Raw genomic sequence first — 20,617 nt, forward strand, 5'->3', positions numbered from 1 at the left:
CCAGATGCGGGCCGGTACTGAGGTCGTCGTGCGCACGTGTGTGCAGCGTGAAGGCTACCGCGCACCGGCACGGCCGATGTCACCCCCTACCTGCGCAACTCCGGCCAACTCCGGCCACCAGCCCGCGCCCTCACCACTCCAGCGCCCACGGCCGCCCGGTCGAGGCGAAGTGGCCGACGTTCACGCACTCGGTGGCCCCGATCCGCATCCGGCGCACCAGCGGCTGGTGCACGTGTCCGAACAGCGCGTAGCGGGGCCGGGTGCGCCGGATCGCGTCCAGCAGCGCGCGGCTGCCCCGTTCGAAGCGCCGTGCCACCGTGTCGTAGACCAGTTCGGGCACCTCCGGCGGGATGTGCGTGCACAGCACGTCCACCTCGCCGACGGCCTCGATCTTCGCGGCGTACTCCTCGTCGCTGATCTCGTACGGCGTCCGCATCGGGGTGCGCAGGCCCCCGCCGACGAAGCCGAAGACCCGTCCACCGATCTCCGCCCGCTGCCCGTCGAGCACGGTCGTGCCGGGGCCGGCGTACTCCTGCCACAGGGGCGGCATGTCGACATTGCCGTAGGTGGCGTACGTCGGTGTGGGGAACGCGGCGAACAGCTCGGCGTACTGCTTGCGCACGGCCTTCTCGATCAGTGCGGCCCTGTCCCCGTCGACGCCCGCCCACAGCCGGGCCCCGAACTCCCGCGCCTCGGCGAAGCGGCGGGCGGTGCGCAGCGCGACGATGCGGTCGGCGTTGGCGACGCCGAAGAGGTCGGGGAAGATGCCGCGCGAGTGGTCGGCGTAGTCGAGGAAGAGGACGAGGTCCCCCAGGCAGATGAGGGCGTCGGCGCCCTCGCCGGCCCGGGCCAGGTCACGGGCGTTGCCGTGGACGTCGCTGACCACGTGGACACGCGTTGTCGGGTTGCCGGCCGGTGTGGATGCCATGACGATCAAGCGTAAGTGTGTGCGCCATCCGTGAACAGTGGCGGCCGGGCCTGCGGTTACTGGCTGGTCGGTTGAGGTGTCGACTACTGTGCGCAAAGCAAACCCCATCCGTGTGACGCAGCGAACATCTCGCGGGGACCCCCTGTCGGAGAGGCCATACCGGCGGGTAACGTCCGGGCAGTCCAGTCGTGCTCAGGTTTTCAACATGTGAATTCCGCATGTGGATCCGCGAGCACTTGCCCGAGCCATGGACCGCACCGTCGCATCACACAACGTCGTGGCGCCGGCGCCCTATGAGGAGCAGCAGTCTTGCGCGAGTTCAGCCTTCCGGCTTTGTACGAGGTCCCTGCGGACGGCAATCTGACCGACATCGTCCGCAGAAACGCCGCGCAGCATCCCGACGTCGCCGTCATCGCCCGCAAGGTGGGCGGCGCCTGGCAGGACGTCACCGCCCGGGCCTTCCTCGCCGAGGTGCACGCCGCCGCCAAGGGCCTGATCGCGGCCGGCGTCCAGCCGGGCGACCGGGTCGGCCTGATGTCCCGGACCCGTTACGAGTGGACGCTGCTGGACTTCGCGATCTGGAGCGCGGGCGCGGTCACCGTGCCGGTGTACGAGACCAGCTCGCCGGAGCAGGTGCAGTGGATCCTCAACGACTCGGGCGCGACCGCCTGCGTCGTGGAGTCGGCCGGGCACGCCGCCGCCGTCGAGTCGGTACGCGAGCAGCTGCCCGCGCTCAAGCACGTCTGGCAGATCGAGGCCGGGGCCGTGGACGAGCTGGGGCGTCTCGGGCAGGACGTCACCGACGAGACGGTCGAGGAGCGCAGCTCGATCGCGAAGGCCGACGACCCGGCGACCATCGTCTACACCTCCGGCACGACCGGCCGGCCCAAGGGCTGTGTGCTCACCCACCGCAGCTTCTTCGCCGAGTGCGGCAACGTCGTCGAGCGGCTGCGCCCGCTGTTCCGCACGGGTGAGTGCTCCGTCCTCCTCTTCCTCCCCCTCGCGCACGTCTTCGGGCGGCTGGTCCAGGTCGCGCCGATGATCGCGCCGATCAAGCTGGGCTGCGTCCCCGACATCAAGAACCTCACCGACGAGCTGGCCGCGTTCCGGCCGACGCTGATCCTCGGCGTGCCGCGCGTCTTCGAGAAGGTGTACAACTCGGCGCGGGCCAAGGCGCAGGCCGACGGCAAGGGGAAGATCTTCGACAAGGCCGCCGACACGGCGATCGCCTACAGCAAGGCGCTGGACACCCCCTCGGGCCCGTCGCTCGGCCTGAGGATCAAGCACAAGGTCTTCGACAAGCTCGTCTACGGCAAGCTGCGCGCGGTCCTCGGCGGGCGCGGCGAGTACGCCATCTCCGGCGGCGCCCCGCTGGGCGAGCGGCTCGGCCACTTCTTCCGCGGCATCGGCTTCACGGTGCTGGAGGGCTACGGCCTGACCGAGTCCTGCGCGGCGACCGCGTTCAACCCGTGGGACCGGCAGAAGATCGGCACGGTCGGCCAGCCGCTGCCGGGCTCGGTGGTGCGCATCGCGGACGACGGGGAGGTGCTGCTGCACGGCGAGCACCTGTTCAAGGAGTACTGGAACAACCCGGGGGCGACCGCGGAGGCGCTGGCCGACGGCTGGTTCCACACCGGTGACATCGGCACCCTCGACGAGGACGGCTACCTGCGCATCACCGGCCGCAAGAAGGAGATCCTCGTCACCGCGGGCGGCAAGAACGTCGCCCCGGCCGTGATCGAGGACCGCATCCGGGCGCACGCCCTGGTCGCGGAGTGCATGGTGGTCGGCGACGGGCGGCCGTTCGTGGGCGCGCTGGTCACGCTCGACGAGGAGTTCCTGGGCCGCTGGGCCGCCGACCACGGCAAGCCGGCCGGCTCCACCGCGGCGTCGCTGCGCGAGGACCCCGACCTGCTGGCCGCGATCCAGGCGGCGATCGACGACGGCAACGCGGCGGTGTCGAAGGCGGAGTCGGTGCGCAAGTTCCGCGTCCTGTCGGCCCAGTTCACGGAGGACTCGGGCCACCTGACACCGTCGCTGAAGCTGAAGCGGAGCGTGGTGGCCAAGGACTACGCGGACGAGATCGAGGCGATCTACCAGAAGTAACCCCACGCAGGGCGGCCTGTCGTAGCCGTCGCAGCTGCGGGCAGTCGTGCCTCCCCCAGTGCCTGAACGGCCTGGGAGGTACCCCCAGGGCGGCACGGGTGGGCGCTGGGGGTACCCCCTCTGGGGGAGGCACCACGCAAGCGCCGGGCCGCGCGCCCCACCCCCGGCCCGCCCCCACGCCGGGCAACGGCAAACGCCGGGCCACCGCACCCAGCCGGCCGGCCGGCCAGGTCACAGCAGCGTCTTCAGCCGCTCCGCCAGCAGGTCCCAGCGCCACTTCTCCTCGACCCAGGCCCGCCCCCGCTCCCCCATCCGCCGCCGCAGCTCGGCGTCGCCGAGGAGGGTGACGATCCGGTCGGCGGCCTGCTCGGCCGAGCCACCGCGCACCACCCAGCCGGTCTCGCCGTCGAGCACCGCGTCGGGCGCACCGCCGGAGTCGCCGGCGACCACGGGCAGCCCGGTCGCGGAGGCCTCCAGGTAGACGATGCCGAGTCCCTCCACGTCGAGTCCGCCCCGCCGGGTCCGGCACGGCATCGCGAAGACGTCCCCGGCGCCGTAGTGGGCGGGCAGCTCGGACCAGGGCACCGCGCCGGTGAAGCGGACGGAGCCGGCGACCCCGGTCTCCCGCGCCAGCCGGCGCAGGTCCTGCTCGTAGGGTCCGCCGCCGACGATCAGCAGCACGGCGTCCGGCTCGGCCGCCAGGATGCGCGGCATGGCCCGGATCAGCGTGTCCTGCCCCTTGCGCGGCACGAGCCGCGAGACGCACACCACCACCGGCCGCTCGGTCAGCCCGAGCGCCGCCCGCACCTCGTCGCCGCCCGAGTCGGGGTGGAAGGTCTTCTCGTCGACGCCGGGCGGCAGCTGCACCATCCGCGCGGCGGCCTCCGGCGTCAGCGCCCCGGCGATCCGCGAGCGCGTGTACTCGCCGAGGTGGGTGATCGTGTCCGTCGACTCGCCGATCCGGCGCAGCAGCTGCCGGGCGGCGGGCAGCTGGGCCCATCCGGCCTCGTGCCCGTGGGTGGTGGCCACGATCCGCTCGGCGCCCGCCCTCCTCAGCGCCGGCGCCATCAGCCCGAGGGGCGCCGCCGCCCCGAACCACACCGAGGTGCACCCGTGCTCCCGCAGCAGGGACACGGCCCGCCGGGTCGCCCCGGGCGTCGGCAGCAGCATCGTCGTACGGTCGCGTACGACGGTGAAGGGCTGCTCGGCGTCGAAGTCGGCGGTGGCCTCCAGGCCCTCCCGGCTCCGCTTCCAGGTGGAGGCGTAGACGACCACCCGCTCCGGGTCCAGCCGCAGCGCCATGTTGTGCAGGAACGCCTGGATGCCGCCCGGCCGGGGCGGGAAGTCATTGGTCACGATCAAGGTCTTGCGCATCGCCGCCGACCCTACCGAACGGGCCCCTCTCGTCGGGGCCCGGCCGCGTCTGTGGCCGACACACAGCTGTCCGGGACATCATGGCCCCACCGGCACGACACGCGGACGGGCAGGGAGCAGGTGAAGACGACGGACGCGAAACGGTCCCCGGCCGCCCTGCTGCCGGCGGCCTGGGGCGCGACGCGGCTGATGCTGCTGCTGTTCGTGTTCAAGGTGTACGTCTTCCCGGGCCCGGACGTCACCAGCGACGTGTCCGTCATCTACCGGGACTGGTACGAGGTCCTGCGCACCGGAACGTTCCCGCTGGACGACGTCACCTGGCAGTACCCGCCCGCCGCGGCCCTCGCCGTCCTCTCCCCCGCGCTGCTGCCCTTCCTCTCCTACGCGACGGCCTTCTTCGTCCTGGCCTGCGCCGCCGACCTCGCCGTGCTCCTCCTGCTGCGGTACGCGGGCCGCCGCCCCGGCCGGTCGGAGCGCGGCGCCTGGGTGTGGGTGGCGGGCGTCCCGCTGCTCGGGCCGACGGTGTACGCCCGCTACGACGTGATGGTCACCGCCGTCGCGGTGGCCGCGCTGCTCGCCGCCGCCCGGCACCCCCGGGCGGCGGGGGCGCTGGCGGCGTTCGGGGCGCTGCTGAAGGTGTGGCCCGCGCTGGTGCTCCTCGGTGTGCGCGGGCGCAGGGCCTGGGCCGCCGCCGCGGTGACCGGCGCGGTGGTGGCGGGCCTGTTCGCCCTGGCCATGCCCGGGGCGTTCGCGTTCCTGACCTTCCAGCGCGACCGGGGCACCGAGGTGGAGTCGCTGGGCGCGCTCGTCCTGCACGTCGCCCGGCACCACGGCTGGGACGGCCAGGTGCTGCTCAACTACGGCTCCGTCGAGTTCCTCGGCCCGTACGTGGGGGCGGTCAGCACGGCCGCCCTGGCGCTCACCGTGACGGCGTTCGGCTGGCTGCTGCTGTGGCGGCTGCGCGGTTCGCGGTTCGAGGCGCACACGGCCGCGGACGCGGCGTTCGTGGCGGTGCTGATGTTCACGGTCACGAGCCGGGTGATCAGCCCCCAGTACATGGTGTGGCTGGTCGGCCTCGCGGCCGTCTGCCTGTGCTTCCGGGCGGACCGGATGGGCGTGCCCGTCGCCCTGGTGCTGGCGGCGAGCCTGGTGACGGTGCTGGAGTTCCCCGTCTGGTTCGGGCACGTCGTCGCCAGTGACGCGCTCGGCGTCACCCTCCTGTTCGTCCGCAACGGCCTGCTGGTGGCCGCCGCGCTCCTCGCGGCCCGCGTGCTGTGGCGCCAGACGGTGCCGCGCCGGGCGCCCGCCCCGCGGCCGTCCGCGCAGGCCGCCCGTGCCGACGGGGCTCCCCTGTCCTCCTGAGCGTCAGGGCAGCTGGTCCCGCAGGTAGTCCCGCCACCGCGCCGTGAACTCCTCCGGCGTGGTCCCGAGCACCTTCGTCATCGCCTCCTCCACGGCCCCCTCGCGGCCGTCGTGGGCGCCCACGGCCCGGTAGAAGTCGTCCAGCCGGTCCTCGCCCCAGTGGTCGGCGATCATCCGGCAGGCCGTCCAGCCGCCCTCGTAGGCACGTGCCAGCTCGGCCCCGTCGCCGGTGAAGGCGAAGTCCTCGTCCGTCGGCAGCGCCCGCGGGACGCGGCCCTCGGACACCGCGCGGGACAGCTCGGGGGCGGCCTGCGCCGGGGTGCGGCCGCTGTCGCGGTAGCCGACCCAGTCGGCGTACCCCTCGGACAGCCACAGCGGAGTGGCCGCGGTGGTCGCGGCGCGGGTGGCGACATGGGTGGTCTCGTGGGTCAGCACGACCTGCTTGCCGAGGCCGCCGAGCAGCCCGTAGGCGTCCGGGTTGACGATGATCCGGTCCGCGGGGGCGTCCCGGGCGCCGCCGGTCTCCCCGGTGGTGACCGCCGCTATCCCGCGGTAGGAGGAGGCGGGCGAGCCGAGCAGCCCCGCCATCCCCTCCAGCGACCGTGGTACGAGCACGACGACGCGGCGGGCCCAGTCTCCGTCCCAGGCGTCCGACACGGCCGGTACCGCCTGGTCCGCCAGGTCCGCGAAGCGGCGCAGCGACCCGGTGGACTGCCCGACGCCGAGGACCAGGCTGTGGACGCCGCGGACGACCCGTACCGCGCCCTGGTCCCAGGGCTGCTGGGCGGACTTCTCGCCGGGCCGGTCGGAGTCGACGCGCCACCGCCCGTCCTCCTCCCGGCTCAGTCGCAGGGTGCGGCCGGTGGTGACGGGTCCCTTGTCATGGCCCTCGATGCGGTAGCGCAGGTCGACGTCGGCGGTGGCGGTGTCGCCGGAGCGGTCGAGGTCCCTGACGCGGTAGGACCAGTCGGCCAGCGGCACCGCGCGCAGGTTGCCGAAACCGGCCCGTGTGCCCGTGCGCGCGTAGGCGGCCTCGTCGTGGCCGAGGACGGCGGCGGCACGCAGGTCCAGCACCCGCTGCACCTCGGCCCGGGCGGAGTCGGCGCCGGTTTGGCCGCCGCAGGCCACCAGGGAGACGAGCAGCAGGCACAGCGCCACCACCGAGGATCCCGACACCCGCCCACGACCAGCCACCTCACCGATCGTACGGGGGGAGGGCCGCGCGGGTCAGAGGTCAGACCCTGGTGACCGACGAGACCGGCATCATCCCCACCGGGTCGTAGCGCACCGGGGCGCCGGGGTAGGGCGCGTGGATCACCTGGCCGTTGCCCGCGTACATGCCGATGTGGCTGGCGTCGTCCCGGTAGGCGACCAGGTCGCCGGGCCGCGCCTCGGACAGCGGGATCTGCCGGCCGGCGTACCGCTGCTCCTGCGAGGTGCGCGGCAGGGCGACCCCGGCCTGGGCGTACGACCACTGGGTCAGGCCCGAGCAGTCGAAGCCGCCGGGGCCGTTGGCGCCCCAGATGTAGGGCCTGCCGAGGGCGGAGCGGGCGGCGGCGAAGGCGGCCGCCGCGCGTGCGGAGGCGGCGGAGGCGGCGGAAGCGGCGGGCGTGCCGGGCAGCTCGGAGCGGTCCGAGCGGGAGGCGCGGCCGTACGCCTCGCGCCGGTCGTCCGGGAGGGTGTTGAGCAGCCGGCGGGCCTTGGCGAGCTTCTTCTCCACGGTCTTCTTGTGGGCGGCGACGGCCTTGCGGGCCTTCTCCAGCTCGCCGAGTTTCCGGGCGGCCTCGGCCCGGTCCCGGGCGAGGTCGCGCATGGCCTGCTGGAGCTCCCTGAGCTCACCGGCCTGGTGGGTGCTGATCCGGTCGAGCACGGAGGCCTTGTCGAGGTAGTCCTCCGGGTCGGCGGACAGCAGCAGCGCCAGCGACGGGTCGAGGCCGCCGGCGCGGTACTGGGCGCCGGCCAGCGACCCGAGCGCGTCCCGCATGGTGTTGATGCGCTCCTGCTGCCGGGCGACGGCGTCCTGCGCGGTGCCGACCTGCCTGCGCAGGGCGTCGGTGCGCTCTTCGGCCTTGTTGTACGCCTCGGTCGCCTTCTCGGCCTCCTCGTAGAGGCGGTCCACCTCGGCACGGGTGTCGTCGTGCGGCGCGGCGGCGGCGGGTACGGCGCCCAGGACCGCGGCGGCGAGGGAGACGAAACCGGCGGCGGCGCCGGCACCGCGCGCGAACCCGGATGGTGCAAGGCGGCGATGGGACCCCACGGGAAGCCGCACTCCTTCCGCTGGCGGACGGGGAAACGCGGCAGACAGTAGCCCGGCGGCGGCACGCCCACCAACGGCCGGGAAGGGGCGCGCAACGCGGCGCCCCGCCGATGACGCAGGTCAGCGGCGGGGCGGGGAGTCGTACGGCCTTGTTGTGATTCGCCCGATCGGGCGGCACGGCGAGTGGTGCCGCGCCCGGACCCGGGCGGTCCGGGTCAGACCCGGACGCCGAACATGAACGGGCCGCCGATGGTGTTCATCGACTCGTACCGGACGACCGTGCCGGTGCGCGGGGCGTGCAGCACCTGGCCGTTGCCGGCGTAGAGGCCGACGTGGTGCAGGTCGTTGAAGAAGAAGACCAGGTCGCCGACCTTCAGGTCGCTCATCGAGTAGATGCGCGTGCCGTAGTTGGCCTGGGCCTCGGAGGTGCGCGGGATGCCGACGCCGGCCTGGCCGTAGGCCCAGGAGGTCAGGCCCGAGCAGTCGAAGGAGGACGGGCCGGTGGCGCCGTAGACGTAGGGCGTGCCTATCTTGCTCTGGGCGGCGGCGAAGGCGGCGCCGGCCCGGCCGGAGGCGGACGCGGTGGAGCCGGACAGCACCTCGCGCTCGCTGCTGCGGGTGGCGCGCTGTTCCTCTTCGGCGAGGGCGGCCTTCTCCTGCGCGGTGAGCGTGTTGAGCAGCTTCTGCGCGGAGGCCAGCTTGCCCTGGACCTCCTTCTTCTTCTTGCCCAGCTCGGTGCGGGTGGAGGCGAGGTCCTTGAGCTTCTCGGACGCCTCGGTGCGCTGCTGGGCGAGGTCGCGCTGCTTCTCCTGGATCTTCTTCAGCGCCTCGACCTGCTGGCCGCTGAGCTGGTCGAGCGTGGATGCCTTGTCGAGGTAGTCGTCCGGGTCGGCGGAGAGGAAGAGCTGGAGCGAGGGGTCGATGCCGCCGGAGCGGTACTGGGCGCTGGCCATCGAACCGAGGCCGTCGCGCAGCTCGTTGAGCTCCTCCTGGCCGCGGGCGACGTTGTCCTGGATGGTGGAGATCTCCTTCTGGAGCTTCTCCTGCTTCTCCTTGGCCCCGTTGTACTTCTCGGTGGCCTGCTCCGCCTCTTCGTAGAGCTTGTCGACCTTGGCCTTGACCTCGTCCTTGTTCGGCTTCTCGCTCGGTGCCGCGTTGGCGGCCTGCGAGCTGAGGACGACGGCGGCGGCGGCAGCGGTGGTGAGCACGGTCACACGCGCGCGGCTCGGCTGCTTGGGACGACGGTGGGACGCCACGGAGACGAGCTCCTTCTCGAGAGTGATCACCCGTTCGCGGGTTCGAAGGCAGACCCTAGTGACCCACTCGTGATCAGTTCAAATCCTCCACCGAAAAATCCCGTCACTCACCGCATTCTTTGCCATCAACTCACGTGCAGTGATGCCAACTTGACGCTACGTTGCGTAGCGACTCCGTCAATTCGGGCATAGAGCCTGTACGTTGCGGTTGGGGCGGATGTGAACCAGGGGTCAGGAAAGCCGCTTGAGGAGGACCGCGGACGCCACCGGCCTCGCCCCCGCCCGGGCCACCCCGTCGGCCACCTCGCGGTCGGTGGAGACGACGATGACCGGCCGGCCGGGCGGCTCGGCGCGCACCAGCTGGCGGATCAACTCATCGGCCGTGACGCCGGGTTTGGAGAACAGCACCCGCACGCCGCGCGGCGGCGCGAGCAGCACCGGCGCCGCCAGTTCGGCCCCGTCGAAGACACAGGTCGTCTCGGCGCCGGTCTGCGCGGCCAGCTGCGAGAGCTGGCCGAGCAGCCTGAGCCGCTGCTTCTCCAGCGGCATCTGCGGATAGCCGGTCTTGGTGACGTTGTAGCCGTCGACGACCAGGTGCGCCTGGGGCAGGGCGAGCAACTGGTCGAGGATGGCGGGATCGTTCTCGGACAGCGCCCGGGCGGCGATGTCCTTCGGTGTCATGCGGCCGGGTTCGACCGCGTCCACGGTCTCCGCGGGCCGCACGGACACCGGCGGCAGCGCCAGCTCCCGGCGCAGCCCCTGGGTCGCGTCGAGCAGGGTGTCCAGGAGCAGCCGTACGCGCATGTCCTCGACGCTGCGGCCCTCGCGGGCGGCCCTGCGCGTGGCCTCCAGGGCGGCCTCCGCCTCACCGAGCCGGGCCTTCAGGCGCCGGGTCTCGCTCTCGGCGGCCGACACCTGGAGCTGGCCCTCGGCGCGCACGGCCTCCATCTCGGCGTGCACCTTGCGCAGCGCCGCCTCGCCGCGCTTGACGTCGCTGAGGGCGGAGCGCAGCTTGCGGTGCAGCGACTCGGCCTCCTTCTTGGCCGTCTCCAGCTCGCCGCGCAGCCGCTCGGTCTCGGACCTGGTGTGCTCCCGGGCCCGGGCCAGCTCCTCGCGCAGCCGCTCCAGCTCTGCCCGGCTCTCCTCGTCGGCCCGCTCGGCGTCGGCGCGCTGGGCCTCCTCGCCGGCGGCGGTCACCAGCTTCACCCAGCCGTGCGGCCGCAGTACGTAGGCCGCGGCCGCCACGTCGAGCGGGTCCGCGGCCGGGGGCGGGGAGCCGGAGTCGAGGGCGCCGGCCAGTTCCGGCTGGGTCTCTCTGAACTTCTCGCCGATGCGCTGCCGGAACAGCGGATCGGTCTCCAGGGCGGCGGCCATGGCGTTGCCCGCGAACCTGGCCCGGCGACTCGGGGTGAACCGGGCGTACTGCCTCAGCTGCGCGGGCAGTTCGCCGGGGGTGAGTCCGCCGAAGCCGTCGGACACTATCTGCACGACCTTGCGGCGCACGCCGTCGGGCAGCGGCCGGTCGAGCACCTCAGCGGCGCCGTCGGCCGGCCCCCCGCCGTGTGTCTCCACCATCCGTCACCCCACTACCTCTGCACGATCCCGGTACGGTACGGGACCGGCTGCGCGCCGGCCCGCTCCGGTCAGGAGTCGGCACCCGGCCTGTCCACCAGTTCGACCTGGTCCACCGCGTTGCACCAGCGGCACCGCACCGACTCGATCGTCTCACTGAGCACCTCGCGCTCCTCGACCTTCGGCTCACCGGCCAGATCGAGGTGGACGTACTCGACGACCTTCGACGCGCGGGTCACGTCGAAGCGGGTCAGGTTGCCGCAGAGGGTGCAGCGCCACCGGGTCGTGGCGGTCGGCAGGGGAACCGTCATCGTGACTGTCCGCTCTCTTCCAGTGTCGGTGACGCGCCGGACTCCCCGGTGCGTATGGCACGTAACCCTACGGCCTGGCGGGTACCCGCCGCCCGTCCGTCCACGGCGGCGAGGCGACCTGGGCGGTTGCGTCCCGTTACGTCATGCTCTGTGTCCATGATCCGCAACTGGAGCACGGCAGCCGCCAGGACGGCCGCGGCACTCGGCAGGGCCCGCACCGGCCGCGGCCCGGCGGCGCCGGTGACGTACGGACTGATCGTCCTGTGCTGCGTGCTGTTCCTGGTCAGCCCGGCGGCGGGCCTGAATCCGGCGTACGGTTCCGGCGACGCACTGCTCGCCGAGCAGCGCGCCTACTTCCGGCGCTGGGGCGTGATCCCCGCAGACCTGTTCGAGGACTCCCCCGGGGCCGCCCTCACGCCGGTCACGGCCCTGTTCATCCACGGCAGCTGGGTGCACCTCCTCGGCAACATGCTCTTCCTCTACGTCTTCGGCGCGCTGACCGAGGAGCGGATGGGCCGCGTCCAGTTCGCCCTGTTCTACCTCGGCTGCGGCTATCTGGCGCTGCTCGGCTACGCGGCGGCCAACGCCGGGTCCCAGGAGTCGCTGGTGGGCGCCTCCGGGGCGATCTCGGCGGTTCTCGGCGCCTTCCTCTTCCTGCTTCCCCGGGCCCGGGTCACCAGTCTGCTGCCCTTCCTGTTCTTCCTGCCGCTGCGCTTCCCGGCCTGGCTGGTGCTGCCCTTCTGGGCGTCCCTGCAGTGGCTGGCGGCGCGACGGGCCGGCGACGGGCCGGGGGTGGCCTACCTCGCGCACCTGGTGGGCTTCGGGCTGGGCTTCGTCTTCGCCTGGGTGCGGTTCGGACGTGGGACTAGAGTGAGGAGCGCCCCAGCGACGGCCCCCGAGGGAGAGAACCAGCCGTGATCACCGCGATCGTCCTCATCAAGACCAGCGTGGACCGGATCCCCGAGATCGCGGAGCAGATCGCCGCGCTGGAGAACGTCAGCGAGGTGTTCTCCGTCACCGGCACCTACGACCTGATCGCCATGGTGCGGGTGAAGCAGCACGAGGACCTGGCGGAGGTCATTCCCGGCCGGATCAGCAAGATCCCGGGCGTGGAGGGCACGGACACGCACGTGGCGTTCCGTACCTACTCGCAGCACGACCTGGAGGCCGCGTTCGCGATCGGCCTGGACAACTAGGTCCCGGGGTCCTCGCGCCGGGCCCCGCGGCCCGCGGATGAAGAGTTCTTCATCCGGCGCTCATCGGCGCCGCCGGGTGCCGGGCGCAGGATCGAGGGCATGGTCTTTTCCCGCCGGATGGCGGCCCTGGCCGCCGTCGTGTTGATCCCCCTCGGCATCGCGGCGACCAGTTTCGCCCTCACCGACAGTCCCCAGGAGCCCAAGGTCCCCGCCAAGGTGGAGCTGGAGAGCGGCTCCCCCACGCCTGCGCCCGCCTCCACCCGGCCCGAACCGACGCCCACCCCCCGCGACCAGGTGGTGTCCCGGCCACCGGTGACCGACAGCCCCCCGGATGACGACGATGACGACGACCGCGGCCGGAGCACCGGGGACGACGGTCCCGCCGACGACGCAGCCGGCGACGACGGCTGACCGTGACCGCCTGCGGATATCGGCCAGGGTCCGCATCCTGCTCTGGCTGCTGCTCGTGATGGCGGTCGCGCTCGCCTCGGTGGCCGCGACCACCCGCTCGATCCTGCTGCGCGACACCGACCAGCGGATCAACGGGCTGCTCACGCAGGAGGCCGGGGAGTTCGCCAACTTCGAGGAGCAGGGCTTCGACCCGGAGACCGGCCGCCCGTTCACCGACCCGGGCCGGCTGCTGCGGGTCTTCCTGGAGCGGCAGTACGCCGACCTGGACGAGGAACTGATCGGCCTGGTGGGCAGGCAGGGCACCGTCCCGACGCAGATCATCCAGCAGCGCGAGATCCCCGTCGCCCTGCCCCTGCACAAGGACGCCGACGCCCGGCGCCGCATCTTCGGCTCGCCCGACACCACGGGCACCCTGCACCGCCCGGAGGGGGAGATCCGCTGGGCCAAGGTCGCCGTGGCCCGGTACGGCGGCGAGCCGGAGGCCGCGTTCGTCGTCGCCTTCCACCCGGGGCGGGAGAAGGCGCGCGCGGACGAGGTGTTCCGCGTCCTGCTCGCCATCTCCGGGGTCGCCCTGCTGATGACGACCGGTATCGCCTGGGTGGTCGCGGGCCGCATCCTCAAGCCGGTACGGCTGGTGCGCACCACCGCCGCCCAGCTCACCGAGCAGGACCTGACCCGGCGCATCCCGGTGCACGGCCACGACGACGTGGCCGCCCTCGCCGAGACGTTCAACGCCATGCTCGACCGTCTGGAACGCGCCTTCGCCACCCAGCGCCGGTTCGTCGACGACGCGAGCCACGAACTGCGCACCCCCATCACCATCGTGCGCGGCCACCTGGAGCTGATGGGCGACGACCCGGCCGAGCGGGAGGAGACCGTCCGCCTGGTCACCGACGAACTGGACCGGATGAGCCGCATCGTCGAGGACCTGCTGCTGCTCGCCAAGGCCGAACGCCCCGACTTCGTCAGCCCCGAGCCGGTCCAGCTCGCCGAACTCACCGCCGACGTCTACGTCAAGGCCCGCACCCTCGGCGAGCGGGACTGGCGGCTCGCCGAAGTCGCGGACCGCGAGGTGCTGTTGGACCCCCAGCGCATCACGCAGGCCATGGTGCAGCTCGCGCAGAACGCCGTGCAGCACACCGCCCCCGGCCAGACCATCCGCATCGGCTCCCGCGCCGACGGCCCGCGCATCGAGCTGTACGTCGCCGACTCCGGGCCGGGTGTCCAGCCGCAGGACGCCGAGGTCATCTTCGAGCGGTTCCGGCGCGGCACCGCCCGGCGCGGGGTGCGCGGCTCGGGCGCCGGGCTCGGGCTGTCCATCGTCAAGGCGATCGCGGAGGGCCACGGCGGACGGGTCGGGCTGCGCGACACCGAGGGCGGCGGCGCCACCTTCGTACTGACACTGGACTGATTCCGGAAGAGGCACGTCCATGAACCGCATCCTCATCGTGGAGGACGAGGAGCGCATCGCCTCCTTCGTCGAGAAGGGCCTGCGCGCCAACGGCTTCACCACCACCGTCGTCACCGACGGCGACGCCGCCTACGAGTACGCCCTGACCGGCGGCTTCGACCTGGTCGTCCTGGACATCGGGCTGCCCGGCCGGGACGGTTTCACGGTCCTGCGCGAGCTGCGCGAGGCCCGGGTGACGACCCCGGTGATCGTGCTGACCGCGCGGGACTCCGTCCGGGACACGGTGGCCGGCCTGGAGGGCGGCGCCGACGACTGGATGACCAAGCCGTTCCGCTTCGAGGAACTGCTCGCCCGGGTACGGCTCAGGCTGCGCACGGCCGCCCGGGCACCGGAGGTGACGGTGCTCAGGTCCGGCGACCTCACCCTGGACCTGCGCACCCGTCGGGCCCGGGCCGGAGGCCGCACGGTGGATCTGACGGCCCGTGAATTCGTGCTGCTGGAGCTGTTCCTGAGGCATCCGGGACAGGTCCTGTCCCGCGAGCAGATCCTGTCCCACGTGTGGGGCTACGACTTCGACCCCGGGTCCAACATCGTGGACGTGTACGTGCGGGCGCTGCGCAAGAAGCTGGGGCCGCACCAGGTGGAGACGGTGCGCGGCATGGGATACCGGCTGCCCTCGTGAAATTTCCTTCATGTCCGGCTCATTGAGGGCTCACGGCCCGGGTGAACCCTCGATGGCGTGACGTTGAATCCCCGACTCGCCGTGGCCCTGTGCGCGGCGCTCTCCCTGTGCGCGCTGCTGGCGGTCCCCGCCAACTTCCCCGGGCTGAGCGGCGACGCGCGCCTGACCCTCGCCGTGTTCGCGCTGGCGACCTGCGCCTGGATCGGTACCCCGGTCGACGACACGTACATCGCGCTCGGCGCCGGACTCGCACTGACCGCGACCGGCGTCATCAGCAGCGACACCCTCTTCGGCACCCTCGGCGACTCCACCGTGTGGCTGCTGATCTGCGCCTTCGTCCTGGCCGCCGCGGTGGCCCGCACCGGGCTCGCCGGACGGGCGGCGGCGTTCCTGGTGGGCGGGGCGCGCAGCGTACGGCAGTTGGTCCACCTGACCACGGCCGCGCTGGTCGTCACGGCGTTCGCGGTGCCCGCCACCTCCGGCCGGGCCGCGCTCGCCCTGCCGGTGTTCCTCGCCCTCGCCAAGGCCCTCGCCGACCGGAAGCGACTGGTCGTGATGCTGGCGCTGCTCTTCCCGACCGTGATCCTGCTGTCGGCGGTGGCGACCCTGATCGGCGCGGGCGCGCACCTGATCACCGTGTCGGTGCTGTGGGAGGCGACCGGGGACCGGATCGGCTTCACCCAGTGGCTGCTGCTGGGCCTGCCGCTGGCGGTGGCGTCCTCCCACCTGGCCGCCGAGGCCGTGCTGTGGACGACGACCCGGCGGGCGGACCGCAGGGGCCCGGTGCGCATCACCGCCGAGGAGATACAGCGGCACAGCGACAGTCCCGTCACCGGCCCCTGGACCCAGGCGGAGAAACGCTGCGCCCTGCTGCTGGCCACGGTCGTCGTCCTGTGGTGCAGCGAGCCGCTGCACCGGGTGCCGCCCGCGGTGGTGGCGCTGATCGGCGCGGTCGTCGCCTCCTCCCCCGCGCTGGGCACCGTCCGGCTGAAGGACGCGCTGAAGACCGTCCCCTGGTCGCTGCTGCTGTTCATGGCGGCGACGATGGCCATGGGCGTCGCCCTCGCCGACTCCGGCGCGGCGAAGTGGCTGGTGTCCGGGCTGCCCGCGGACGTCTCCCCGGCCGTGTTCCTCACCGTCGTGGTCGTCGTCAGCACCGCGGCCCACCTGGTGCTGCAGTCCCGCTCGGCCCGCTCCTCGGTGCTGGTCCCGCTGGTGATCGCCGCGGCCGTGGGCGCCGGGGTCAACCCGGTGGCGGCCGCGCTCGCCTCCACCGCCGCCGCCGGCTTCTGCCACACGCTCCCGGCCTCCGCCAAGCCCGTCACGCTCTTCGCGGACATCCCCGGGACCCCCACCTACACCCCGCGCGACCTGCTGCGCCTGTCCGCCGTACTGGCGCCGCTGACCGCCGCGCTCGTCCTGCTCTTCGCCGCCGCCGTCTGGCCGCTGCTCGGCGTTCCCGTGACCCGTTGAGGAGTCCTGCCATGCTGAACCGTGTCGTCGTAGCCCCCAGCGGCTTCAAGGAGTCCCTGTCCGCCCAGGCGGCCGCCGACGCCATCGCGGCGGGCGTGCGCCGCGTCCTGCCCGACGCCGAGATCGACCGGATCCCGCTGGTGGACGGCGGCGAGGGCACGGCCACCGCGCTGGCCGCCGCGACCGGCGGGCGGCTGGTCGCGCTGGCCGCCACCGGTCCCGTCGGCGAACCGGTCGGCACGCACTTCGCCCTGCTCGGCGCCGGGGACACGGCGGTGGTGGAGATGGCCGCGGTCGCGGGCCTCGCCCTGGTGCCGCGCTCCCTGCGCGACCCGGGCGCCACGACGACGTACGGCGTCGGCGAACTGATCCGCGCCGCACTCGACACCGGGGTGCGCCGCATCCTGGTCGGCTGCGGCGACTCCGGCACGTCCGACGGCGGCGCGGGGGCGCTCCAGGCGCTCGGCGCCCGGCTGCTGGACGCGGACGGCTTCGAACTCCCCCGCGGCGGACGGGAGCTGGTCCGGCTCGCGCGCATCGACCCGTCCGGACTGGACGCCCGGCTGGCGGACGTGGAACTGCTCGTCGCCTGCAACCCCTACAACGTGCTGTGCGGCGAGCGGGGCGTGGCCCGGGTGTTCGGCCCGCAGAAGGGGGCGACCCCGGCGCAGGTCGAGCAGTTGTCGTACGGCCTGGAGAACTGGGCCCGCGTCCTGACCCGCGACCTCCGCGTCACCGGCACCGACCTGTGCCACGGCCCCGGAACCGGGGCCTCCGGCGGTCTGGGCTCGGGGCTCGCCGCCCTCGGCGCCCGGCTGCTGCCCCGCTTCGACGTACTGCTGGACCACCTCGACCTGGACGCCCGCCTGGCCCGCGCCGACCTGGTGCTCACCGCCGAGGGCGCGCTGGACCGGCAGACCCCGCGCGGCAAGGTGCCGGCCGAGGTGGCCCGGCGCGCCAAGCTGCACGGCCGCCCGGTCCTGGCCCTCGCGGGCACGCTCGGCGAGGGCGCGCACGACGTACCGGGCGTGGACGCCTGCCACGGCATCCTGCCGGCGCCGATGGCCCTCGCGGAGGCCCTGGTGCGCGCGGCCGAACTGCTCACCGACGCCACGGAACGCGCCCTGAGGATGGTGCTGCTGGGCGCCCGGCTACCGGTTCACGCCGAGGTGTCCGGCACGCAACGCCCGTCCTCGGTGCGGTAGTTCCACCGGGCGCCGTCCCGTACGAGTTCCTTCACCGCGGTCAGGAAGCGCTCCACGTGCTCGTCCGGGGTGCCCGCGCCGAAGCTCACGCGGATCGCGTTGAGGGACTTCTCCCCCGGGGCCGCCTCGGGGGCACCGCACTCGCCCTGGCTCTGCGGGTCGCTGCCGAGGAGGGTGCGCACCAGCGGGTGGGCGCAGAACAGGCCGTCGCGCACGCCGATGCCGTACTCGGCGGAGAGCGCGGCGGCGAAGTGGGAGCTGTTCCAGCCGTCCACGACGAAGGAGATCACGCCGACGCGGGGGGCGTCGTCGCCGAAGAGGGACAGCACCCGCACCTCGGGCACCTCGGCGAGTCCGTCGCGCACCTTGCCGATCAGGTACCGTTCCCGGGCGACGAGGGTGTCGAACCCGGCCTCGGTGAGGGCCTTGCAGGCGGAGGCGATGGCGTAGGCGCCGATGACGTTGGGCGAGCCGGCCTCGTGGCGGGCGGCGCTGTCGTGCCACTCCACGTCCACTGCGCCGTCGGCGCGCCGGGTGACCCGGCGGCTGGCGCCGCCGCCCGCGAGGTACGGCTCGGCCTCGCGCAGCCAGTCGGCGCGGCCGGCGAGGACGCCGGAGCCGAAGGGGGCGTACAGCTTGTGCCCGGAGAAGGCGACCCAGTCGACGTCCAGGTCGCTCACGCTCACGGGGTGGTGCGGGGCGAGCTGGGCGGCGTCCAGCACGATCCGGGCGCCGTGCGCGTGGGCGGCGGCGGCCAGCTCGCGCACCGGCCACAGCTCGCCGGTGACGTTGGAGGCGCCGGTGACGCAGACGAGGGCGGGGCCGTAGGGGTCGCGGGCGGCGAGGGCGCGCTCCAGCGTGTCGACGGCCTGGGCCGGGCTGCTCGGGGCGTCGAGGTAGGTGACCTGTGCGTCCCTCCAGGGCAGCAGCGAGGCGTGGTGCTCGGTCTCGAAGACGAAGACCCGGCAGCCGGCCGGCAGGGCGCCGGCGAGCAGGTTGAGCGAGTCGGTGGTGGACCGGGTGAACACCACCTGGTCACCCTCGCGGCAGTCGAGGAACTGGGCGACCGTCTTCCGGGCGTTCTCGAACAGGTCCGTCGACAGCTGCGAGAGGTACCCGGCACCGCGGTGCACGCTGCCGTAGTACGGGGCGTAGGCGGCCACGTCGTCCCAGACCCGCTGCAGCGCGGGCGCGCTGGCGGCGTAGTCGAGCGCGGCGTAGGCGACCTCCCCGCCGGTGACGAGCGGAACGGTGACATCCCGCCCCAGAACGGGCAGCGGGGCACAAACGGACTGATCGGCGGCAGCGGTGGAGACGGACATGGCTGAACTCCCGTGAAGTCAGGAAATCACCACACGAGCACAAACGGCTCAAGCATGGGAAAAGGTGAAAGGGGTATGCGCAGGCGGGGCTCTGCGGCCTAGGGCCTGTCCTTCGGCTCGGCCCGGGGCCGCGGGGCCTGGCACGCACATCTGCCGCGTTGTCGTCGGTCGCCGACGCTCCGCGTCGACTCCCTCCTCCGCCTTGCAGCTGCACGCACCAGGCCCCGCTCACCGGGACTGTCCAGGCACCGCTTGTCGGTGTCGGGCCGATCCGAAGGACAGGCCCTAACGCATTCGCTGATTCACGGAAGGCTCCCTCGAACGACCAGGACCCCTGGCCCCGTGCTCCTTCAGGAGCGCGTGAGGGGTCCGCGCTTGCCGTGGACCTTGCTGTCCACGGCCTGGTCTTCACCCGGGGCACCCCGCCACGGACGGAGGGTTGCCGGACAGTCGGCCGGGGCCGAATGACTGTCACTCATGACCTGCACAGGAACGTACGGGAAAAGATCGGCGTCCCGCAACCCGAGTCCGCATCGCGGGACGCTCCTCACACCGGTTCGCTCAGGCGTGGCTCGCGGCCACCCAGCGCTCCAGGACGCGCCTGGCCGCGCCCGAGTCGATCGACTCCGCGGCCTTGTCCATCCCGGCCCGGATCCGGTCGGTCAGCGGCCCGTCGCCGGCCTCCAGGGCCACCAGGGCGGCCGCCGCGTTCAGCAGCACCGCGTCCCGCACCGGCCCCCTCTCGCCGTTCAGCAGGCGCCGGGCGACGTCGGCGTTGTAGGAGGCGTCGGCGCCGCGCAGTGCCTCCACCGGCACCAGCTCCAGGCCGACGTCCCGCGGGTCGAAGGCCTCCTCGGAGACCTTGCCGTCCCGCACGACCCACACCCGGGAGGTGGACGTCGTGGTCAGCTCGTCCAGGCCGTCATCACCCCGGAACACCAGGGAGGAGTTGCCGCGCTCGGCGAACACCCCGGCGATGATCGGGGCCATCCGGGGGTCGGCGACGCCGACGGCCTGGGCCTTCACCTTCGCCGGGTTGGTCAGCGGGCCCAGGAAGTTGAACACGGTCCGCACACCGAGCTGGCCCCGGGCCGCCGCCACATGGCGCAGCGCCGGGTGGAACTTCACCGCGAAGCAGAAGGTGATCCCGGCCTCCTCCGCCACTTCCGCCACGCGCTTCGGTGTCAGCTCCAGGTTGACGCCGAGCTTCTCCAGCACGTCGGAGGCCCCGGACGCCGAGGACGCGGCGCGGCTGCCGTGCTTGACGACCTTCGCGCCCGTGCCGGCGATGACGATCGCCGACATGGTGGAGATGTTGACGGTCTTGGCACCGTCGCCGCCGGTGCCGACGATGTCGACGGTCCGGCCGGGCACCTCGATGACGTGCGCGTGCTCGTACATCGAGCGGACGCAGCCGGAGATCTCCTCCACCGTCTCGCCCTTGGCCCGCAGGGCCGTCGCGAACCCGGCGATCTGCACGTCCGTCGCCTCGCCGCGCATGATCAGGTCCATCGCCCAGGCGGTGTCGTCGGCGGTGAGGTCGCGGCCGTCCAGCAGGCCGTTCAGCAGGGCGGGCCAGGAGCGGCCCGCCGCGGTGTTGCCTCCAGCGGGGGTCACAGCGCTCATCAGCCGCTCCTGGGTCGTAGAGAAGTCAGTCAGTCAGGACTGCCTCCACCCTATCCAGCCCAGGGCACGGCGAAGGGCCCCGTCCGCAGACCGGACGGGGCCCTTCGACCGTGGTGTGGCGACGT

Annotated in this window: 18 protein-coding genes and 1 riboswitch; of the genes, 9 read left to right on the forward strand and 9 right to left on the reverse strand. The window is 73.1% G+C overall.

Features of this window, described 5'->3' with window-relative positions:
* Positions 1-130 precede the first annotated feature (130 nt).
* A complete protein-coding gene (locus H0H10_RS12355) occupies positions 131-928 on the reverse strand; it encodes a metallophosphoesterase family protein (protein ID WP_188180954.1) in 798 nt (265 codons plus the stop codon).
* A 309-nt stretch (positions 929-1,237) separates the two neighbouring features.
* Here H0H10_RS12355 and H0H10_RS12360 point away from each other — a divergent pair, with 309 nt between their 5' ends.
* The gene (locus tag H0H10_RS12360; protein ID WP_188180955.1) at positions 1,238-3,034 is read left to right on the forward strand and encodes an AMP-dependent synthetase/ligase; all 1,797 of its coding nucleotides are present in this window, start codon (positions 1,238-1,240) and stop codon (positions 3,032-3,034) included.
* A 231-nt stretch (positions 3,035-3,265) separates the two neighbouring features.
* Here H0H10_RS12360 and H0H10_RS12365 read toward each other — a convergent pair whose 3' ends face one another.
* The gene (locus H0H10_RS12365) at positions 3,266-4,408 is read right to left on the reverse strand and encodes a glycosyltransferase family 4 protein (protein WP_188180956.1); all 1,143 of its coding nucleotides are present in this window, start codon (positions 4,406-4,408) and stop codon (positions 3,266-3,268) included.
* Positions 4,409-4,528: 120 nt separating this feature from the next.
* Here H0H10_RS12365 and H0H10_RS12370 point away from each other — a divergent pair, with 120 nt between their 5' ends.
* Positions 4,529-5,770: a glycosyltransferase 87 family protein gene (locus H0H10_RS12370; protein WP_188180957.1), complete on the forward strand. Its 1,242-nt coding sequence runs from the start codon at positions 4,529-4,531 to the stop codon at positions 5,768-5,770.
* Positions 5,771-5,773: 3 nt separating this feature from the next.
* Here the strand turns inward: H0H10_RS12370 and H0H10_RS12375 are convergent, their stop codons facing one another.
* The 5 genes from H0H10_RS12375 to H0H10_RS12395 all read right to left on the reverse strand — a co-directional run bounded on the left by H0H10_RS12375 (position 5,774) and on the right by H0H10_RS12395 (position 11,166).
* Positions 5,774-6,964, reverse strand: coding sequence for a hypothetical protein (locus tag H0H10_RS12375; protein ID WP_309141777.1), 1,191 nt, complete (start codon positions 6,962-6,964; stop codon positions 5,774-5,776).
* Between the two features lie 40 nt (positions 6,965-7,004).
* A complete protein-coding gene (locus H0H10_RS12380; protein ID WP_188180958.1) occupies positions 7,005-8,027 on the reverse strand; it encodes a C40 family peptidase in 1,023 nt (340 codons plus the stop codon).
* A 215-nt stretch (positions 8,028-8,242) separates the two neighbouring features.
* Positions 8,243-9,283: a C40 family peptidase gene (locus H0H10_RS12385; RefSeq protein WP_188180959.1), complete on the reverse strand. Its 1,041-nt coding sequence runs from the start codon at positions 9,281-9,283 to the stop codon at positions 8,243-8,245.
* A 231-nt stretch (positions 9,284-9,514) separates the two neighbouring features.
* Positions 9,515-10,858, reverse strand: coding sequence for an NYN domain-containing protein (locus H0H10_RS12390; protein WP_188180960.1), 1,344 nt, complete (start codon positions 10,856-10,858; stop codon positions 9,515-9,517).
* A 68-nt stretch (positions 10,859-10,926) separates the two neighbouring features.
* Complete coding sequence (locus tag H0H10_RS12395; protein WP_188180961.1) at positions 10,927-11,166, reverse strand: hypothetical protein; 240 nt, start codon at positions 11,164-11,166, stop codon at positions 10,927-10,929.
* 156 nt (positions 11,167-11,322) lie between these two features.
* Between H0H10_RS12395 and H0H10_RS12400 the strand changes: the two genes are divergently transcribed.
* The 7 genes from H0H10_RS12400 (at position 11,323) to H0H10_RS12430 (ending at position 17,544) form a co-directional block, all read left to right on the forward strand.
* Positions 11,323-12,084 (forward strand): rhomboid family intramembrane serine protease, encoded by a 762-nt coding sequence (locus tag H0H10_RS12400; RefSeq protein ID WP_188180962.1) that lies wholly within the window; start codon positions 11,323-11,325, stop codon positions 12,082-12,084.
* A complete protein-coding gene (locus H0H10_RS12405; RefSeq protein WP_188180963.1) occupies positions 12,081-12,362 on the forward strand; it encodes an Lrp/AsnC family transcriptional regulator in 282 nt (93 codons plus the stop codon). Before H0H10_RS12400 ends, H0H10_RS12405 begins: the two co-directional genes overlap by 4 nt.
* A gap of 99 nt (positions 12,363-12,461) precedes the next feature.
* The gene (locus H0H10_RS12410; protein WP_188180964.1) at positions 12,462-12,773 is read left to right on the forward strand and encodes a small secreted hydrophilic protein; all 312 of its coding nucleotides are present in this window, start codon (positions 12,462-12,464) and stop codon (positions 12,771-12,773) included.
* The gene (locus H0H10_RS12415; RefSeq protein WP_188180965.1) at positions 12,703-14,184 is read left to right on the forward strand and encodes a sensor histidine kinase; all 1,482 of its coding nucleotides are present in this window, start codon (positions 12,703-12,705) and stop codon (positions 14,182-14,184) included. The genes H0H10_RS12410 and H0H10_RS12415 overlap by 71 nt, the downstream gene beginning before the upstream one ends.
* Before the next feature lie 19 nt (positions 14,185-14,203).
* A complete protein-coding gene (locus H0H10_RS12420) occupies positions 14,204-14,866 on the forward strand; it encodes a response regulator transcription factor (RefSeq protein WP_188180966.1) in 663 nt (220 codons plus the stop codon).
* A 57-nt stretch (positions 14,867-14,923) separates the two neighbouring features.
* Positions 14,924-16,339: an SLC13 family permease gene (locus H0H10_RS12425; protein WP_188180967.1), complete on the forward strand. Its 1,416-nt coding sequence runs from the start codon at positions 14,924-14,926 to the stop codon at positions 16,337-16,339.
* 11 nt (positions 16,340-16,350) lie between these two features.
* A complete protein-coding gene (locus H0H10_RS12430) occupies positions 16,351-17,544 on the forward strand; it encodes a glycerate kinase (protein ID WP_188180968.1) in 1,194 nt (397 codons plus the stop codon).
* Here the strand turns inward: H0H10_RS12430 and H0H10_RS12435 are convergent.
* Together H0H10_RS12435 and trpD are read right to left on the reverse strand one after the other, a co-directional pair.
* The gene (locus tag H0H10_RS12435; protein ID WP_188180969.1) at positions 17,499-18,866 is read right to left on the reverse strand and encodes an aminotransferase class V-fold PLP-dependent enzyme; all 1,368 of its coding nucleotides are present in this window, start codon (positions 18,864-18,866) and stop codon (positions 17,499-17,501) included. The two genes, H0H10_RS12430 and H0H10_RS12435, sit on opposite strands and share 46 nt — an antisense overlap.
* Before the next feature lie 366 nt (positions 18,867-19,232).
* Positions 19,233-19,349, reverse strand: a riboswitch (SAM riboswitch).
* Positions 19,350-19,427: 78 nt separating this feature from the next.
* Positions 19,428-20,492 carry an anthranilate phosphoribosyltransferase gene (gene trpD, locus H0H10_RS12440; RefSeq protein WP_188180970.1) on the reverse strand — a complete coding sequence of 355 codons (1,065 nt, stop codon included), beginning with the start codon at positions 20,490-20,492 and terminating at the stop codon, positions 19,428-19,430.
* Positions 20,493-20,617: the final 125 nt, after the last annotated feature.

The sequence above is a fragment of the Streptomyces griseicoloratus genome, assembly GCF_014534645.1.
GTDB lineage: Bacteria > Actinomycetota > Actinomycetes > Streptomycetales > Streptomycetaceae > Streptomyces > Streptomyces griseicoloratus.

Excerpts from the sequence above, each read along its gene's own strand:
- H0H10_RS12395 (WP_188180961.1), bottom strand. The coding sequence starts at position 11,166 with ATGACGGTTCCCCTGCCGACCGCCACGACCCGGTGGCGCTGCACCCTC.
- H0H10_RS12420 (WP_188180966.1), top strand. The coding sequence starts at position 14,204 with ATGAACCGCATCCTCATCGTGGAGGACGAGGAGCGCATCGCCTCCTTC.
- H0H10_RS12365 (WP_188180956.1), bottom strand. The coding sequence starts at position 4,408 with ATGCGCAAGACCTTGATCGTGACCAATGACTTCCCGCCCCGGCCGGGC.
- H0H10_RS12415 (WP_188180965.1), top strand. The coding sequence starts at position 12,703 with ATGACGACGACCGCGGCCGGAGCACCGGGGACGACGGTCCCGCCGACG.
- H0H10_RS12410 (WP_188180964.1), top strand. The coding sequence starts at position 12,462 with ATGGTCTTTTCCCGCCGGATGGCGGCCCTGGCCGCCGTCGTGTTGATC.
- H0H10_RS12435 (WP_188180969.1), bottom strand. The coding sequence starts at position 18,866 with ATGTCCGTCTCCACCGCTGCCGCCGATCAGTCCGTTTGTGCCCCGCTG.
- H0H10_RS12355 (WP_188180954.1), bottom strand. The coding sequence starts at position 928 with ATGGCATCCACACCGGCCGGCAACCCGACAACGCGTGTCCACGTGGTC.
- H0H10_RS12430 (WP_188180968.1), top strand. The coding sequence starts at position 16,351 with ATGCTGAACCGTGTCGTCGTAGCCCCCAGCGGCTTCAAGGAGTCCCTG.
- H0H10_RS12390 (WP_188180960.1), bottom strand. The coding sequence starts at position 10,858 with ATGGTGGAGACACACGGCGGGGGGCCGGCCGACGGCGCCGCTGAGGTG.
- H0H10_RS12400 (WP_188180962.1), top strand. The coding sequence starts at position 11,323 with ATGATCCGCAACTGGAGCACGGCAGCCGCCAGGACGGCCGCGGCACTC.
- trpD (WP_188180970.1), bottom strand. The coding sequence starts at position 20,492 with ATGAGCGCTGTGACCCCCGCTGGAGGCAACACCGCGGCGGGCCGCTCC.